A 15651-nucleotide genomic window follows, 5' to 3' on the forward strand; every position below is an offset into this window, starting at 1 on the left:
GCAGCGCTATCCGGTAGCCCATGTCGCTTATGCGTTCTTCGCGAGCAAGCTAGCTTCTACAGTACGTTTCGTCAGCCTTTTGTGTGAGCCTTAACAATGTCCGACTACCTGCTGCAAATGAACGGCATCGTCAAAACCTTTGGCGGTGTCAAGGCGCTGAACGGCATCGATATCCAAGTGCGCCCGGGGGAATGCATCGGCCTGTGCGGTGAGAACGGCGCCGGTAAATCGACCTTGATGAAAGTGCTGTCGGCGGTCTACCCCTATGGCACCTGGGAGGGTGAAATCCTCTGGGACGGGCAGCCACTCAGGGCCCAGTCCATCAGCGAAACCGAGGCAGCGGGCATCGTCATCATTCACCAGGAGCTGACCCTGGTGCCGGACCTGTCGGTGGCCGAAAACATCTTCATGGGCCACGAACTGACGTTGCCCGGCGGGCGCATGAACTACCCGGCAATGATCCATCGTGCCGAAGCGTTGATGCGTGAACTCAAGGTGCCGGACATGAACGTCGCGCTGCCGGTGTCGCAGTACGGCGGCGGCTACCAGCAACTGGTGGAGATCGCCAAGGCCCTCAACAAAAAGGCGCGCCTGTTGATTCTCGACGAGCCCTCCTCCGCCCTGACCCGCTCGGAAATCGACGTATTGCTCGACATCATCCGCGACCTCAAGGCCAAGGGCGTGGCCTGCGTGTACATCTCGCACAAGCTCGATGAAGTGGCCGCCGTGTGCGACACCATTGCCGTGATTCGCGACGGCAAGCACATCGCGACCACGGCCATGGCCGACATGGACATCCCGCAAATCATCACGCAAATGGTCGGGCGCGAGATGAGCAACCTCTACCCCACCGAGCCCCATGAGGTGGGTGAGGTGATTTTCGAAGCGCGTAACGTCACCTGCTATGACGTCGACAACCCCAAGCGCAAACGGGTCGACGATGTGTCGTTCGTGCTCAGGCGCGGGGAAATCCTCGGCATCGTCGGGCTGGTCGGCGCCGGGCGCACGGAGCTGGTGTCGGCGCTGTTCGGCGCCTACCCCGGCCGCTACAGCGCCGAGGTTTGGCTGGACGGCCAGGTGATCGATACGCGCACGCCGCTCAAATCGATCCGCGCCGGGCTGTGCATGGTGCCCGAGGATCGCAAGCGCCAGGGCATCATCCCCGACCTCGGCGTGGGCCAGAACATCACCCTGGCCGTGCTCGACACCTACGCCCACCTGACCCGCATCGACGCCGAAGCCGAACTGGGCAGCATCGACCAGCAAATCGCGCGCATGCACCTCAAGACCGCCAGCCCGTTCTTGCCGATCACCAGCCTGTCGGGCGGCAATCAGCAAAAGGCCGTGCTGGCAAAAATGCTGATGGCCAAGCCGCGCGTACTGATCCTCGACGAGCCCACGCGCGGGGTGGACGTGGGTGCCAAGTATGAGATCTACAAGCTGATGGGCGCGTTGGCGGCCGAGGGCGTGTCGATCATCATGGTCTCGTCGGAGCTTGCCGAAGTGCTCGGCGTGTCCAACCGCGTGCTGGTGATCGGCGACGGCCAGTTGCGCGGCGATTTCATCAACCAAGGGCTTACCCAGGAACAGGTACTCGCCGCCGCGCTCAGCCAAAATAATAACCATCGGAAGACCGCGTAGATGAATCAGGTCAAACACCTTTTCACCCGCTACAAAATGCTCGCGCTGGTGATCGCCGTGGCGTTCATCTGGCTGTTTTTCAGCTGGCAGACCGAGGGCGGGTTTCTGACGCCGCGCAACCTGTCCAACCTGCTGCGGCAGATGTCGATCACCGGGATCCTGGCGTGCGGCATGGTGCTGGTGATCATCAGCGGCGAGATCGATTTGTCGGTAGGTTCGTTGCTGGGATTATTGGGCGGGCTCGCGGCGATTCTCGACGTGGTCTATCACATCCCGCTGTTGGCCAACCTCAGCCTGGTGGCGTTGTGCGGGCTAATGATCGGTTTGGCCAACGGCTACATGACCGCCTACCTGCGCATCCCGTCGTTTATCGTCGGCCTGGGCGGGATGCTGGCGTTTCGCGGGATTCTGTTGGGGATTACCGGCGGCACCACGATTGCGCCGGTGTCGCCGTCGCTGGTGTATATGGGCCAAGGGTATTTGCCGCACACGGTGGGCGTCGGGCTGGGCGTGTTGCTGTTTGCGCTCACCCTGTTTCTGACCTGGAAGCAGCGACGCAACCGGGCGCTGCATGGCTTGTCGGCACACTCACTGGTGCGCGATGTACTGCGCGTGGTGGTCATCGGTGCGGTACTCGCCGGGTTCGTCACGACACTCAACAGCTACGACGGCATCCCCGTGCCGGTGCTGTTGTTGCTGGTGCTGCTGGGCGTGTTCAGCTACGTCACCCGCCAGACCGTGTTCGGCCGCCGCGTGTATGCGGTGGGCAGCAACATGGAAGCCACGCGCCTGTCGGGCATCAACGTGCAGGCGGTGAAACTGTGGATCTTCGGCATCATGGGCGTGATGTGCGCACTTGCCGGCATGGTCAACACCGCACGCCTCGCGGCGGGCTCCCCTTCGGCGGGCAACATGGGCGAGCTTGATGCCATCGCGGCGTGCTTTATTGGCGGCACGTCCATGCGCGGCGGTTCGGGCACGGTGTATGGCGCGCTGCTCGGGGCGCTGGTGATTACCAGTTTGGATAACGGCATGTCGATGCTGGATGTGGACAGTTACTGGCAGATGATTGTGAAGGGCAGCATTTTGGTGTTGGCGGTGTGGGTGGATGTGAGTACGCGGGCAGGTCGGCGATAAGCATCATTCTCACCGACACCACATAACCCTGTGGGAGAGGCACCGACCGCCTCACTTTCCCAGCAACACGGCTCCATCCCCCAACTGCCCCAAGCGATCCCCCGGATTGCGCAGCGGGCAATCATCCAGCGACAGGCAACCACAGCCGATACAGCCATCGAGCTGGTCGCGCAGTTGAGTGAGGCTATTGATGCGCTCACTCAACAGGTCGCGCCAGCGTGTGGAGAGCTGTGCCCAGTCCTTGGCCGTCAACGGCCGTCCTGAAGGCAGTTCGTCCAATGCGTCCTTAATAGTCGCCAACGGAATGCCCGCGCGCTGCGCGACCTTGATCACCGCAATCCGGCGCAATACGTCGCGCTGATAGCGACGCTGATTGCCCGCGCTGCGTTGTGCGTGGATCAACCCCTTGGCCTCGTAGAAATGCACCGTGGCCACGGTCACACCACTGCGGCGGGCCAATTCGCCCACGCCGAGAGGGATGCGCACATCGATTTTCGCTTCCATCCAGCTCTTGACCTCATCTATACATGAGGTTTTATAAAGGGTGTCGGCTTGCCTTGGCAAGCCTTCAGTCCTTTGAATCGGAGCCTACATGGACACACCTCAACCCTCCCCCTCCAACTGGGCCGCCCTGTTGTCCGGTGCCAACGGCGTACGTTCGCTCGCACTGGCAGGCGGCGTGGTGCTGCATGCGATCAACGTGTACATCGCCACCACGATTCTTCCGTCGGTGGTCCAGGACATCGGCGGTATCGACTATTACGCATGGAACACCACGCTATTTGTCGCCGCCTCGATCCTCGGTTCGGCGTTGTCAGCGCGCCTGCTCGGTAGCCTCGGGCCGCGTGCGGCGTACCTGGTCGCCAGCCTGGTGTTTGCCGGCGGGGCCTTGGCCTGTGCGTTTGCGCCGTCCATGCCGGTGATGCTCGTTGGGCGGTTGGTGCAGGGGCTGGGCGGTGGGTTCTTGTTCGCACTGTCCTACGCGATGATTCGGTTGGTGTTCGATGCAAGCCTGTGGCCGCGCGCCATGGCATTGGTGTCGGGGATGTGGGGCGTGGCGACGCTGGTCGGCCCAGCGGTGGGCGGGGTGTTTGCCGAGTGGGGCATATGGCGCGCGGCGTTCTGGTCGTTGATTCCGGTGGCCGGGTTATTCGCGGTGCTGGCGGCGGCGGTACTGCCCAAGCGCGGCACTGATAGCGCTGAGCCGACTCCGCTGCCACTCGCCCAACTGTTGCTGCTGACGGCGGCGGTACTGGCGGTGTCGGCCGGCAGTGTCTCGTCCACCCTGCCCCTGAACCTGCTGGGGCTGGCCGTGGCAGCGGTGTTCACCACGCTGCTGATCATGACGGAAAGCCGCACCCGCCATCGGCTGTTGCCCGCCGGGGCCTTTCGGATCACCACCGCACTCGGCGCGTTGTACGCCACGATGTCGTTGCTGGCAGTCGCGGTGACCAGTGGCGAAATTTTCGTGCCGCTGTTTCTTCAAGTCCTGCACCACCAGTCGCCGCTGGTGGCCGGTTATCTTGCTGCACTGATGGCGGCCGGCTGGACGCTGGGGTCAATCGCCAGCGCGGGTGTGACGGGCAGCAACATTCGACGGGCGATCCTGGCCGGGCCGATCCTGGGCGTGGTGGGCATGGTGGCGCTGGCCATCTTGATGCCCGTCGAAAGCAACGGCAGCGGGCAGACGCTCACACCGATCTGCCTGGCGCTAATCCTGATTGGCTTGGGCGTGGGGCTGGCATGGCCGCACTTGCTGACCCGGGTGTTCCAGGTGGCGCCGGCCGGTGAGCAGGACCTCGCCAGCGCGTCGATTACCACCGTGCAGCTGTTCGCCACCGCGTTTGGCGCAGCACTGGCGGGCATGGTAGCGAACGTCGCCGGCCTCACTGAACCCGGCGGTGTCGAAGGCACCGCGAGCGCTGCCGTGTGGTTGTTTGGGGTGTTTGCACTGGCACCTGTGATGGGTGTTCTGATTGCCAGGCGGGTGGTTCGCATGATCGGTTAGTGGCACCTGCTGGAGATAGCCAAGACCACAGTGGATCGCTGCATCAACTGTCTGAAACGCGGTCAAAAAAATGTGGGAGGGGGCTTGCCCCCTCCCACATTTGGATCGGTTTACACCTGATGAATCAGGCTGGTTTTTGCACTGCGCTCACTGGCTCAACACCACGTCCCGCATCGCCGGAATGTAACCGTAGTCGTAAGCCTCCTGCACAAACGAGCGAGCGCCCTTCAACACGATCCTGACCGTCGGCGCTTCGGTGCCGCCGATGCGGTAGTCATCGCCGGTGGTGGGCACGCTGTCGATAAACGACGTCACCAGGCCGTTGGGCATCACGCAGTGGGAGTACGTCTGGAACGGCTGCGAAGGCGGGTTGCCAAGTACCAGCCCCGACGCATTCATCAGCGTATAGGGGCCGAACAAGTGATCGCTGACGAACCCATAGACGCCATCCGGCCCCGTCACGCCATCCGCATAGGTGAACTTGTGACTGATGGTGAACAGGTAGTACTTGTTGTCCTGGAATACATAGTGCGGCCGTTCGGTTTGATCATTCACCCCGACGGCAGTCACCAGCGGCGGCAAAATCTCCCACTCATCACCGTTGAGGTCTTTGGCAACCGCGATGCCGATACAGCCCACCTGATAACGCGCACCGCCTACATCTTCATGCCCTGGCGGCACCAAGCCTATTTCATTCGGGCCCACTTCGTGAGTCCCGCGTTCGCCGGCAACATTGCCTTCGAACACCATGTACAACTTGCCATCTACGGGATCAATAAAGGGGCTGGGATCGCGAAAGTTCCAGGTCGCGTTCTGCGCTTCGGTTTGGTAATAAGTGCCGTCGGCATCGAACAACGACTTGACCTGAGTAAAGCCTTGCAGCTCGACACCGGTATCCGAAGTGACAACCTGGCCCCTGACTTTGGCAATCGTGGCACCCGGTGTGACACAGGTGTAGTACAGGTCGATGTCACCGTTGTTATTCAACAGGATCGGCGTGCCCGCCCATTCACGCGTGGTCGGCGAAACCCCTTCGGCCATGACACGGCCGCCGAAGATCCAGTCCTTACCGGTGCGCGAATACCAGTAGCAGATACGCGCATGACCATGGCGGTCTTCCCAATCGCGCTTGATGTCGTAACGGCCATCGGCATTGATGAATTGTGGATCATGGGGGCGGCGGTCGGCGGTCAGTGTGAAAATAACTGACCAGCCATCGACCGATACCACCGTGCCATCCAGTTCACGCAATGGCATGGTGTCCCAAATAAAGACCGTGTCGCTCATGACAGGAAAGTCAGGACTCACTAACGGCTGTGTCGTCGTCGGGTCATTCTCATTAACTTTCAGCGCATCGGCCCGTGTCCAGCGAGTGGGTGTGTGATTCGCATGTTTCATGATGATGTCCTTTTGCTAACGCTTAAGTGACAAGCGAAGATTAAATAGCACCTGGCAGCCAGCAACTTAATACCGACTGAAAGAGCAAGTGATAGTTGGCTCTGCAAGTGCGCACCAAGGTTTAACATGGGCACCCGCTTATCGCAACATGAAGAATTATTTAGATTACAAAGGCCATCACTGTATTTATATCCTTGATATAAATACAGTGGCACTTGCAATAAATGACAGCTAAGTAGAAAGCTGGCCACTCAACTACCAAACACCAGCGGCGCTGCCTGAGCCCCTGCATTTTTCTGTGTAAAGTCCTTGGCTTGCGCCGCCGTCTTCAAGGTATAGGCGTAGTTGGAACTTGCCGTCCATTGTGCTTTGGGCGACTTCTGGTTGGTGATCGGCGGCACACTGTTTGTATCAGTGAACGTCCCGGTGCCTTTATCATCCAACATGCCTTTGTTTTGGCTGCCTTCGCCAAAGTAATTACTTTCAGAAAGGATATTGGCATTCTGCGCCAGGGTGAAACCGAGGTGGAAGTTATTGATGCAGTTGTTATACACATGGAAATAACCGTAGCGCATCAAGCCGGGCGCACGCACTTCCATGTTGTCGAAGCGGTTATGGCACAACGTCAGACGCGGATAACCGTTGAACTCTGCCTTATTATCATCCGCCGGGTGACCGAAGATCAGCCCGTACTTGTGACTGCCAAAGAAGCAGTTGCTGATGGTGGCATAATCAGCCTTTTCACCGATATACAGCAGTTTGTCTTCACTGCCGTCAGTGGTGGACCAGCTGTGCCCAACAAACGAGCAATGGTCAATCCAGTACTTGCTGCCGTAGTTCAGGTACACCTGAATATCGTCATTGGCCTTAATGCTCGCCGAATGCTTGAAGATAATATTCTGCAGGATGATGTTCTGCGACTGCGCGGTTGCACGCAGGTGAATATTCTCCAACGTGCGGTTCTGGAACGAACCGATCAGGGTCTTGTTGGCGCCCATGTTGACTTTGGTCAGGCTCGACGCCGAGATATTACTGTTGATCACCAGTACCCGTGGGACGGTGTCGCCAATATTGGCCTTGAGTTGATCCAGGGTGGTGATACTGACCACAGGGCCGGACCAGCCGCCGGTCACTTTTGCCGCTAGGGCGAAACCGGTCAAACCGGTGAGTTTGCTTTCTGGATACGACATGAGTTCCCTCTCTATAAATAAAAACGGCTCGGTAGAACGAGCCTGAGCAATAAGTTAATCCATTAACTTACACACGGTGTTTGGCATGGCTGAGGTTGCCAGGGTTTGGTTGGTCAGCGCCTAAACACTGTGTTTATGTACAGTATTCTGCATTCGCCTGGCCGTCAACCCTCAAGTGAAAAACAACCAAAAGTGGGAGGGGGCTTGCCCCCGATGGCGGTGTATCAGGCACATATACAGTGACTGTCACTCCGCTATCGGGAGCAAGCCCCCTCCCACATTTGCCCTACGGTGTTCTTCCAAGCGTTATTTGGACACCGGCATCGCAAACTCCGCACCCTGCTCGATGCTCTCCGACCAGCGCTGCATGATCGATTTCTGCTTGGTGTAAAAACGCACACCCTCAGTGCCATACGCATGCATGTCGCCGAACAGGCTCTTCTTCCAGCCACCAAACCCGTGCCAGGCCATCGGCACCGGGATCGGTACGTTGATGCCGACCATGCCCACTTCGATCCGTCGCGCGAATTCGCGGGCGATGTTGCCGTCGCGGGTAAAGCAGCTGACGCCGTTGCCGAACTCGTGGTCGTTGACCAGTTTCACCGCCTCGGCAAAATCATTCACGCGGACACACGCCAGCACCGGGCCGAAGATTTCTTCGCGGTAGATGCTCATGTCTTTGGTCACATGGTCGAACAAGGTTGCGCCGAGCCAGAAGCCGTTTTCCAGGCCGGGTTCGGTGGGCACGTAGTCACGGCCGTCGAGCAGCAATTGCGCGCCGGCTTGCACGCCTTGTTCGATGTAGCCGCTGATGCGCTCAAGGGCGGCACGCGAGACGATCGGGCCCATTTCGGCCTTGAGATCGCGGCCGTCGGTGATGCGCAATTGCTTGGCGCGCTCGGTCAGGGCGGCGATGACTTTATCGCCCACATCACCGACCAGCACCGCCACGGAAATCGCCATGCAGCGCTCGCCGGCACTGCCGTACGCGGCGCCCATCAGGGCGTCGACAGTGCGGTCGATGTCCGCGTCGGGCATCACCACCATGTGGTTTTTCGCGCCGCCCAGGCCTTGCACGCGCTTGCCGTTGCGCGCGCCGGTTTCGTAGATGTATTGGGCAATCGGCGTGGAGCCGACGAAGCTCACCGCCTTGACGTCCGGGTGTTCGATCAGCGCGTCCACCGATTCCTTGTCGCCCTGCACCACGTTGAACACACCTTTGGGCAAGCCGGCTTCACGCAGCAGCTCGGCCATGAACAGTGCGGCGCTCGGGTCGGTCGGGCTTGGCTTGAGGATGAAGGTGTTACCCGCAGCGATGGCAATCGGGTACATCCACATCGGCACCATCACCGGGAAGTTGAACGGTGTGACGCCGGCGACCACACCCAGCGGTTGGCGCATTGTCCAGTTGTCCATGCCACGGGAGACCTGGTCGGAGTGTTCGCCCTTGAGCAAGTTGGGGATGCCGCAGGCGAATTCGAGGATGTCGATGCCACGGTCGACTTCGCCCTGGGCGTCGGTGAAGACCTTGCCGTGTTCGGCGACGATGATGCGCGCCAGGTCGTCCTTGCGTTCACGCAGCAGGTGCAGGTATTCGAACAGCACGCGGGCGCGGCGGATGGGCGGCGTGTCGGCCCAGTCGGCGAAAGCGGCCTGGGCGGCGGCGACGGCTTCGCCAACGGTCTGGCGGCTGGCCAGGGCGACGCGCCCGGTGACTTCACCGGTGGCCGGGTTGTAGACGTCCTGATAACGATCATCGCGGCTCACGCGCTGGTCGTTGATGTAATGCTCGATTGTTGTGGTCATGGCAGTAGATCCCAGGTGGGTAGCGATGGGACACACGATAGGCTTTCGATTTGTTCCAAACCAGAGCAGAATCCAGAACTTATTGTCCATACAAGCGAACAATAGAATCATGGAAAAGGCTGAGATCGAAGGGCTGTGGACCCACATTCACTGGCTGTCGGTGCTGGAAGAACAAGGCACCTACACCGCCGCCGCTGCGCGCCTGGGCGTGAGCAAATCCGCCGTCAGCCAACGCATTTCAGACCTGGAAAAAGCCACCGGCACGCGACTGGTCACTCGCACCACGCGCAGCGTAAGGCTGACGGATGCGGGGTTGTCCTTGACCCGCGAAGTGCGCAGCGCCTATGAGCAAATCGCCCGCAGCTTCTCGTCGGTACGCGATTCTGCCGGAGAGATTCGCGGCCTGGTGCGCCTGACCGCGCCCGTGGCATTCGCCCGGCAACAACTGGTGCCGCACCTGTCGGAGTTCCTGCAGCAGTACCCGCAAGTGCGCATCCAGCTGGACGTGTCCGATGCCCTGAGTTCGCTGGCCGCCGAAGGCTACGACCTGGCGGTGCGGCACGGTTTCCAGGTGCCGGAGACCCATGTGGCGTGGAAGCTGTGCGACACCACGTCGGTGTTGGTGGCCACGCGCGATTATCTGCAGCTTCACGGTGAACCGCGCCAACCCGCCGACCTGACCGCGCACAACTGCCTCTACTATCCGCGCGGCACCGACCAGCCCGCCTGGACGTTCGAGCGCGGCGTCAAAAAGGTCGAGCGCGTCACCGTGCCTATCTCCGGCAGCTTTTCGACCAACAACAGTGAGGCGCTGCGCGACTCGGCGCTCAACCACCTGGGCATCGCCCTGCTCCCGGACTTCAGCGCCCATGCCGCGCTGGCGAGCGGCAAGCTGGTGCAAGTGCTCAAGGACTGGACGCTCAAGGGTGCGTTTGCCGATGAAATTTACTTGATACGGCCGTACTCACCGCATGTGCCCAAGTCGGTGAGTGCGTTGGTGGGGTATTTGAAGGAGAAACTGTCGGGAGGGTTTCGCTTCATGGGTTAACGTCCTGCATGACCTGGCCTTATCGCTGAACGGGCACTGGCGTGCTCGTTTGGACGGGCGGCAGATACGTGGATCGTTCGATCACATCCGTACGTACCGCCGAAGGTTGGCCCGCTGCGTTACGTGCGTAGCTGCACACAGTAACGGGTAGCTGCGATACCGGGTAAGTCGTACCGCCGTTGGCCAAGGTATAACGGGCGTCGTCGTTGTCCGGGCAGGCTGCCTTATACGATGCGTCCACATAGAAGTATGTGATGTGGGTCGTGCGTTGCTGGGTATTTGAAGAAGAAATTGTCGGGGGGCGGTCTGTTGGGGTAGGCCTGACAGCTTTTTTTCGCTGGTATATTGCCCGCAAGAACTAAAAGTCCATAATGGACAAAATAGTTTACCCGCGGAGACACCGATGCCCAGCACGCCTTACGTGATCAATCAGTCCCAGGCCCGCGAATTACTCGCTCAGGTCGATGTGCCACACATCCTGCGCAAGCTGTTCCGCGACCTGGCCGTCGGGCACGCGGTGCAGCCGGCACAGCAACTGGTGGAGTTCCCGCAAGGTGCCGGCGACTTTATCAACTACCTGGGCGTGCTGGCCGAGGACGGGGTGTACGGGGTCAAAACCTCGCCGTATATCGTGCGGGAACAAGGGCCGCTGGTGACGGCGTGGACGCTGTTGATGTCGATGCACACCGGCCAGCCGTTGCTGCTGTGTGATGCAGCCGAACTGACCACCGCCCGCACCGCTGCCACCACGGCACTCGCGGTGGACGCGCTGACGCCGTTGTCGGCTCGGCGCCTGGCGATCATCGGCAGCGGCAAGGTCGCCCAGGCGCACCTGCACTATGTGCAAAACCTCAGAGATTGGCAGCACATCAGCGTGTTTTCGCCGAGCCTGGCCCACACCTGCGCCGATGCAATCGCACAACTCAAGAGCCTGGACCCGCGCCTGGTCATCGCCGATACCTGCGAGGCCGCCCTGCACGACGCGGACGTTATCCTGCTGTGCACCTCGTCGGCCGGGCCGGTGATCGACCCGGCGCGCTTGAGCAAACCGGCGCTGATTACGTCCATCAGCACCAACGCACCGCGCGCCCATGAAGTGCCGCCCCACTGCCTCAACGACATGCAGGTATTCTGCGACTATCGCCAGACCACTCCCGGCTCGGCCGGCGATATGCTGATCGCCACCGAACACCATGGCTGGGACAAGCGCGCGGTGGTCGGCGACCTGCCCGAGTTGCTCAGTGACAAGGTCCAGCGCCCGGACTACGACCGCCACGTGTTTTTCCGCTCCATCGGGCTGGGCCTGGAAGACATCGCACTGGCCAATGCCCTGTACCAACTCCAGCGCTAACTCACTTTTCAGGAGATGTTCATGAGCGACGCAGATTTCATCATCATCGGCGGCGGCATTGCTGGCGCGTCCACGGGTTTTTGGCTGGCGCCCCACGGCAAAGTGCTGGTGCTGGAACGTGAATCCCACCCGGCCTATCACTCCACCGGGCGTTCGGCGGCGCTCTACACTGCCGCTTACGGCACCCCGCAAGTGCGCGCGTTGACCCTGGCCAGTCGTGACTTTTTCGACAACCCGCCGGCCGGTTTCTGCGAGCACCCGCTGCTGACACCACGCGGCGAGATGACCGTCGACTTCATCGGCGACCCGGCCGAGTTGAACGCGCAATACCTCAGCGCCAAAGCCACCGTGCCGCAGGTCGAACAACTCAGCGCCGACGAGGCCTGTGCGCGGCTGCCGATCCTGCGCCGCGAGAAAGTCCACGGCGCCCTCTATGACCCCACCGCCAGCGACATCGACACCGACGCCCTGCACCAGGGCTACCTGCGCGGTATCCGTCGCCACCAGGGCGAGGTGCGCACCGACAGCCATGTGCTCGGTTTGAGCCGTGACAGCGCAGGCCTGTGGCATGTGCGCACCCAGCGCGAAACCGTCACCGCGCCGGTCATCATCAATGCCGCCGGGGCGTGGGCCGACCATATCGGCGGGCTGGCCGGCGCCGCCTCCATCGGCTTGCAACCCAAGCGGCGCTCGGCGTTTATCTTCGCTGGCCCCGAAGGCCTCGATGCCCATGACTGGCCGATGCTCGTGGCGCTCGACGAAGCCTTCTACATGAAACCCGACGCCGGCATGTTCCTCGGCTCGCCGGCCAACGCCGACCCCGTGGAACCCCAGGACATTCAGCCCGAAGAACTGGACATCGCCATGGGCATTTATCAGATCGAAGAGGCCACCACCCTGACTATCCGCCGCCCGACCCGCACCTGGGCCGGCCTGCGCAGTTTTGTGCACGACGGGGATTTGCTGTCCGGGTTTGATCCTCGGGTGCCCGGGCTGTTCTGGGTGGCGGCGCAAGGCGGCTATGGCATCCAGACATCCCCCGCCATGGGCCAGGCCAGTGCAGCCCTGGTGCGCGGCGCCCCGTTGCCGGAGCAACTGACGCGGTTCGGCCTGGACGCTGGTATGCTCTCCCCCGACCGCCTGGAGCCGCATTGATGAGCAGCGCTGAACACGAGAACGTAATCCGAAATTTCCGTGCGATCGCCGATGCGATCGCCACGCTGTTCTTCCCCCATGCGGAAGCGGTGCTGCATGACTTGCGCACACAAAAGGTCGACTACATCGCCAATAACCTGTCCAAACGCAGTATTGGTGACGACTCGGCGCTGGAGGACATGCTCAGCGATGACGTCAGCGAAGTGAACATCGGCCCCTACGAAAAGCTCAACTGGGACGGTCAGAAAATTCGCAGCCTGAGCACCGTGCTGCACGACCACAAAGGTAAGCCGCTGGCGGTGCTGTGCATCAACCTGAATATTTCACTGTTCGAAAACGCCAAGGCGGCGCTGGATTTGTTTCTCTCACCAAGCAAGCTGATCCCGCAGCCGGACTCGCTGTTTCGCGATGACTGGCAGGAACGCATCAACACGTTTTTGCATGCCTGGATGCGCGAGCGCCAGTTGAGCCTGAACCTGCTGACCCGCGACCACAAGCGCGAGCTGGTGCTGGCGCTGCACGCCGAAGGCGCGTTCAAGGGCAAAAGCGCGTCGAACTACGTGGCCAATGTGCTGGGCATGGGGCGGGCAACGGTTTACAAGCACCTGAAGGAATTGAAGGGCTAACACCTGATGCGCACTATTGTGGCGAGGGCGCTTGTCGGATCGCCGCACCGTCCCGCTGGGCTGCGTAGCAGCCCTTGAAAAAGCCGGGAGCGCTTCGCACGCCAACGCGAGCAAGCTCGCTCGCCACAATTTCCCGCTTCACAGGGATCAGTCAATCGCCGTAAATATCGGACTTGAAGTAGTGCTCAGAGATCTTCTGGTACTCGCCACTCGCACGGATGCCGTCGATGGCCGTATTCAACTCGCCGACCAACTCGGTATTACCTTTGCGCACCGCGATCCCCGAGCCCTCGCCCACGTATTTCGGGTCCTTGAGTTCCGGGCCGACAAACGCGTAGCCCTTGCCCCGGGGCATCGACAGGAAATCCTGCAGGGGGATGGTGTCGGCAAAGATAGCGTCCAGGCGCCCCGCCGCCAGGTCCATGTAGATTTCTTCGTTATTGCTGTAGCGCTTGACGTTGATGCCCTTGGGTTCGAACACCTCGGTGGCATAACGGTCGGTGGTCGTCGCGCGTTGCACGCCGATGGTCTTGCCCTTGAGGCTGGCGTACTGGTCATCCACCTGCGCCCCGTCTTTCATCACCAGGCGCGATGAGGTGAAGTAATACTTGTGGGTGAAGTCCACCGACTTCTTGCGGTCTTCGTTGATGGTCATGGACGACAGGGCCATGTCGATTTTCTTCACTTTGAGCGAAGGAATCAGGCCGTCGAACTCGCCCTCGACCCACACGCATTTGACTTTCATCTGCGCGCACAGCGCATTGCCGATGTCGTAGTCGAACCCGACAATCTTGCCGTCCTGCGTCTTGGACGCGAACGGCGGGTAAGCCGCCTCGATGCCGATGCGCAGGGTTTTCTCGGCGGCCAACAAGTGGCTGGAAGCCAACAGGCTCAGGGCCAGGGCGGTGATAAGGGAGCGTTTCTTCATGATCGTTTACTCGCAAGTTGTTGTTGATTTGGCAAGTTTTAAGATAGAAATGAAGCCGTTTTTTGTACTTATAATTCCATAATGGACTTTTGTGTATTTTGCGTCAATCCGCTTGACAGCATCAAAGCGCTCCCCCGAAGCGCAAGGACCAGCACACGCCTATGTGCTTGACGCATGGCCTATTCTCAAACGTCATAACTCTGTGTTTTTCGGCATGGTAATCTCGTCGGATTATGAATAGGCATAGATCGTAATTCGATGATGGCCAGAACCAGGAAAGATCATGCCAAAAATTTCCCACTCAGCACTTCGTCGCAACTTCCGTGAACTGCTTGCCGCCCAAAAGTGTGTAGAAACGGCGTCTGTGTTCGACCCGATGTCTGCGCGGATTGCGGCAGACCTGGGCTTTGAAGTCGGTATCCTGGGCGGCTCCGTCGCCTCCCTGCAGGTGCTGGCAGCCCCCGACTTTGCATTGATCACCCTGAGTGAGTTCGTCGAACAGGCCACCCGTATCGGCCGCGTCGCCCAGTTGCCGTTCATTGCCGACGCCGACCACGGTTACGGCAACGCCCTGAACGTGATGCGCACCGTCGAAGAACTGGAGCGGGCCGGCGTTGCGGCACTGACGATTGAAGACACCCTGCTGCCTGCGCAATTCGGGCGTAAATCGACTGACCTGATTTCCATCGACGAAGGCATCGGCAAGGTCAAGGCCGCCCTTGAAGCCCGGGTCGACCCCAAGCTGTCGATCATCGCACGCACGAACGCCGGCGTGCTGCCGACCCAAGCCGTCATCGAGCGCACCAAGGCCTATGAAAAGGCCGGCGCGGACGGAATCTGCATGGTCGGTATCAGCGACTTCGAGCACCTTGAACAGATCGCGGAAAACCTCACGGTACCGCTGATGCTGGTGACCTACGGCAACCCGAAGCTCAACGACGCCGAGCGTCTGGCCAGCCTGGGCGTGCGTGTCGTGGTAGCCGGCCATGGCGCTTACTTTGCGTCGATCAAGGCCACCTACGACAGCCTCCGCGCGCAACGCCAACTGACCCACAGCACCTCGAACCTGAGTGCCACAGAGCTGACGCACACGTACACGCTGCCTGAAAGCTACGTGGCCTGGGCCAAGGAATTCATGGACGTGAAAGAGTAGTCCTCACCCGACGGCCACTCCACAAACGACGACCGGGGGGCGCCTGTCCCCCAAACGTTGCAACCCGCTGGAACCCTGGCCTTCTACTGACTTGGGCGGCTTTTCATGCCTGATGCGCCGATCACACTGATAAACGAAAAGCGCCTTGAGCAACCTGACTCCGCAAGAGCTGGAGGCAGAAGTCGTGGGAATAGGCACGGCCGAGACCAC

Annotated in this window: 13 protein-coding genes; 8 read left to right on the forward strand and 5 right to left on the reverse strand. The window is 60.5% G+C overall.

Translation table 11 applies throughout. The features are described 5' to 3' along the window. The first annotated feature begins 96 nt into the window (after positions 1-96). Positions 97-1641, forward strand: a complete 1545-nt coding sequence (gene xylG, locus ACR52_RS28285; protein ID WP_048731628.1) for a D-xylose ABC transporter ATP-binding protein — start codon at positions 97-99, stop codon at positions 1639-1641. After that, positions 1642-2778, forward strand: coding sequence for a sugar ABC transporter permease (locus ACR52_RS28290; RefSeq protein WP_048731630.1), 1137 nt, complete (start codon positions 1642-1644; stop codon positions 2776-2778). 51 nt (positions 2779-2829) lie between these two features. Here ACR52_RS28290 and soxR read toward each other — a convergent pair whose 3' ends face one another. Continuing rightward, the gene (soxR, locus tag ACR52_RS28295; RefSeq protein ID WP_048731631.1) at positions 2830-3282 is read right to left on the reverse strand and encodes a redox-sensitive transcriptional activator SoxR; all 453 of its coding nucleotides are present in this window, start codon (positions 3280-3282) and stop codon (positions 2830-2832) included. 88 nt (positions 3283-3370) lie between these two features. On the opposite strand from soxR, the gene ACR52_RS28300 reads away from it, so the two are divergent. Further along, the gene (locus tag ACR52_RS28300) at positions 3371-4786 is read left to right on the forward strand and encodes an MFS transporter (protein ID WP_048731633.1); all 1416 of its coding nucleotides are present in this window, start codon (positions 3371-3373) and stop codon (positions 4784-4786) included. Positions 4787-4933: 147 nt separating this feature from the next. Here the strand turns inward: ACR52_RS28300 and ACR52_RS28305 are convergent, their stop codons facing one another. From ACR52_RS28305 to ACR52_RS28315, 3 genes are all read right to left on the reverse strand, one after another. Next, positions 4934-6184: a glycoside hydrolase family 68 protein gene (locus ACR52_RS28305; RefSeq protein WP_048731634.1), complete on the reverse strand. Its 1251-nt coding sequence runs from the start codon at positions 6182-6184 to the stop codon at positions 4934-4936. Between the two features lie 251 nt (positions 6185-6435). After that, positions 6436-7374 carry a pectate lyase family protein gene (locus ACR52_RS28310; protein WP_048731636.1) on the reverse strand — a complete coding sequence of 313 codons (939 nt, stop codon included), beginning with the start codon at positions 7372-7374 and terminating at the stop codon, positions 6436-6438. A gap of 306 nt (positions 7375-7680) precedes the next feature. Continuing rightward, positions 7681-9180 (reverse strand): CoA-acylating methylmalonate-semialdehyde dehydrogenase, encoded by a 1500-nt coding sequence (locus ACR52_RS28315; RefSeq protein WP_048731638.1) that lies wholly within the window; start codon positions 9178-9180, stop codon positions 7681-7683. 109 nt (positions 9181-9289) lie between these two features. Here ACR52_RS28315 and ACR52_RS28320 point away from each other — a divergent pair, with 109 nt between their 5' ends. From ACR52_RS28320 to ACR52_RS28335, 4 genes are all read left to right on the forward strand, one after another. Next, positions 9290-10228 carry a LysR family transcriptional regulator gene (locus ACR52_RS28320; protein ID WP_048731640.1) on the forward strand — a complete coding sequence of 313 codons (939 nt, stop codon included), beginning with the start codon at positions 9290-9292 and terminating at the stop codon, positions 10226-10228. A gap of 403 nt (positions 10229-10631) precedes the next feature. After that, positions 10632-11579: an ornithine cyclodeaminase family protein gene (locus ACR52_RS28325; protein WP_048731642.1), complete on the forward strand. Its 948-nt coding sequence runs from the start codon at positions 10632-10634 to the stop codon at positions 11577-11579. A gap of 21 nt (positions 11580-11600) precedes the next feature. Further along, on the forward strand, positions 11601-12734 hold the full coding sequence (locus ACR52_RS28330; RefSeq protein WP_048731644.1) for an NAD(P)/FAD-dependent oxidoreductase: 1134 nt from the start codon (positions 11601-11603) through the stop codon (positions 12732-12734). Beyond that, positions 12734-13360 (forward strand): helix-turn-helix transcriptional regulator, encoded by a 627-nt coding sequence (locus ACR52_RS28335; protein WP_048731646.1) that lies wholly within the window; start codon positions 12734-12736, stop codon positions 13358-13360. Before ACR52_RS28330 ends, ACR52_RS28335 begins: the two co-directional genes overlap by 1 nt. 151 nt (positions 13361-13511) lie before the next feature. Here ACR52_RS28335 and ACR52_RS28340 read toward each other — a convergent pair whose 3' ends face one another. Next, positions 13512-14288: an ABC transporter substrate-binding protein gene (locus ACR52_RS28340; protein ID WP_048731648.1), complete on the reverse strand. Its 777-nt coding sequence runs from the start codon at positions 14286-14288 to the stop codon at positions 13512-13514. A gap of 283 nt (positions 14289-14571) precedes the next feature. Between ACR52_RS28340 and ACR52_RS28345 the strand changes: the two genes are divergently transcribed. Then, positions 14572-15441 carry an isocitrate lyase/PEP mutase family protein gene (locus ACR52_RS28345; RefSeq protein WP_048731650.1) on the forward strand — a complete coding sequence of 290 codons (870 nt, stop codon included), beginning with the start codon at positions 14572-14574 and terminating at the stop codon, positions 15439-15441. Positions 15442-15651: the final 210 nt, after the last annotated feature.

This window comes from Pseudomonas fildesensis (genome assembly GCF_001050345.1).
In the GTDB taxonomy this organism is placed as follows: Bacteria; Pseudomonadota; Gammaproteobacteria; order Pseudomonadales; family Pseudomonadaceae; genus Aquipseudomonas; species Aquipseudomonas fildesensis.

What these genes read in the sequence shown, in the direction of transcription:
- xylG (WP_048731628.1), top strand. Translation starts at nt 97, where the DNA reads ATGTCCGACTACCTGCTGCAAATGAACGGCATCGTCAAAACCTTTGGC.
- ACR52_RS28290 (WP_048731630.1), top strand. Translation starts at nt 1,642, where the DNA reads ATGAATCAGGTCAAACACCTTTTCACCCGCTACAAAATGCTCGCGCTG.
- soxR (WP_048731631.1), bottom strand. Translation starts at nt 3,282, where the DNA reads ATGGAAGCGAAAATCGATGTGCGCATCCCTCTCGGCGTGGGCGAATTG.
- ACR52_RS28300 (WP_048731633.1), top strand. Translation starts at nt 3,371, where the DNA reads ATGGACACACCTCAACCCTCCCCCTCCAACTGGGCCGCCCTGTTGTCC.
- ACR52_RS28305 (WP_048731634.1), bottom strand. Translation starts at nt 6,184, where the DNA reads ATGAAACATGCGAATCACACACCCACTCGCTGGACACGGGCCGATGCG.
- ACR52_RS28310 (WP_048731636.1), bottom strand. Translation starts at nt 7,374, where the DNA reads ATGTCGTATCCAGAAAGCAAACTCACCGGTTTGACCGGTTTCGCCCTA.
- ACR52_RS28315 (WP_048731638.1), bottom strand. Translation starts at nt 9,180, where the DNA reads ATGACCACAACAATCGAGCATTACATCAACGACCAGCGCGTGAGCCGC.
- ACR52_RS28320 (WP_048731640.1), top strand. Translation starts at nt 9,290, where the DNA reads ATGGAAAAGGCTGAGATCGAAGGGCTGTGGACCCACATTCACTGGCTG.
- ACR52_RS28325 (WP_048731642.1), top strand. Translation starts at nt 10,632, where the DNA reads ATGCCCAGCACGCCTTACGTGATCAATCAGTCCCAGGCCCGCGAATTA.
- ACR52_RS28330 (WP_048731644.1), top strand. Translation starts at nt 11,601, where the DNA reads ATGAGCGACGCAGATTTCATCATCATCGGCGGCGGCATTGCTGGCGCG.
- ACR52_RS28335 (WP_048731646.1), top strand. Translation starts at nt 12,734, where the DNA reads ATGAGCAGCGCTGAACACGAGAACGTAATCCGAAATTTCCGTGCGATC.
- ACR52_RS28340 (WP_048731648.1), bottom strand. Translation starts at nt 14,288, where the DNA reads ATGAAGAAACGCTCCCTTATCACCGCCCTGGCCCTGAGCCTGTTGGCT.
- ACR52_RS28345 (WP_048731650.1), top strand. Translation starts at nt 14,572, where the DNA reads ATGCCAAAAATTTCCCACTCAGCACTTCGTCGCAACTTCCGTGAACTG.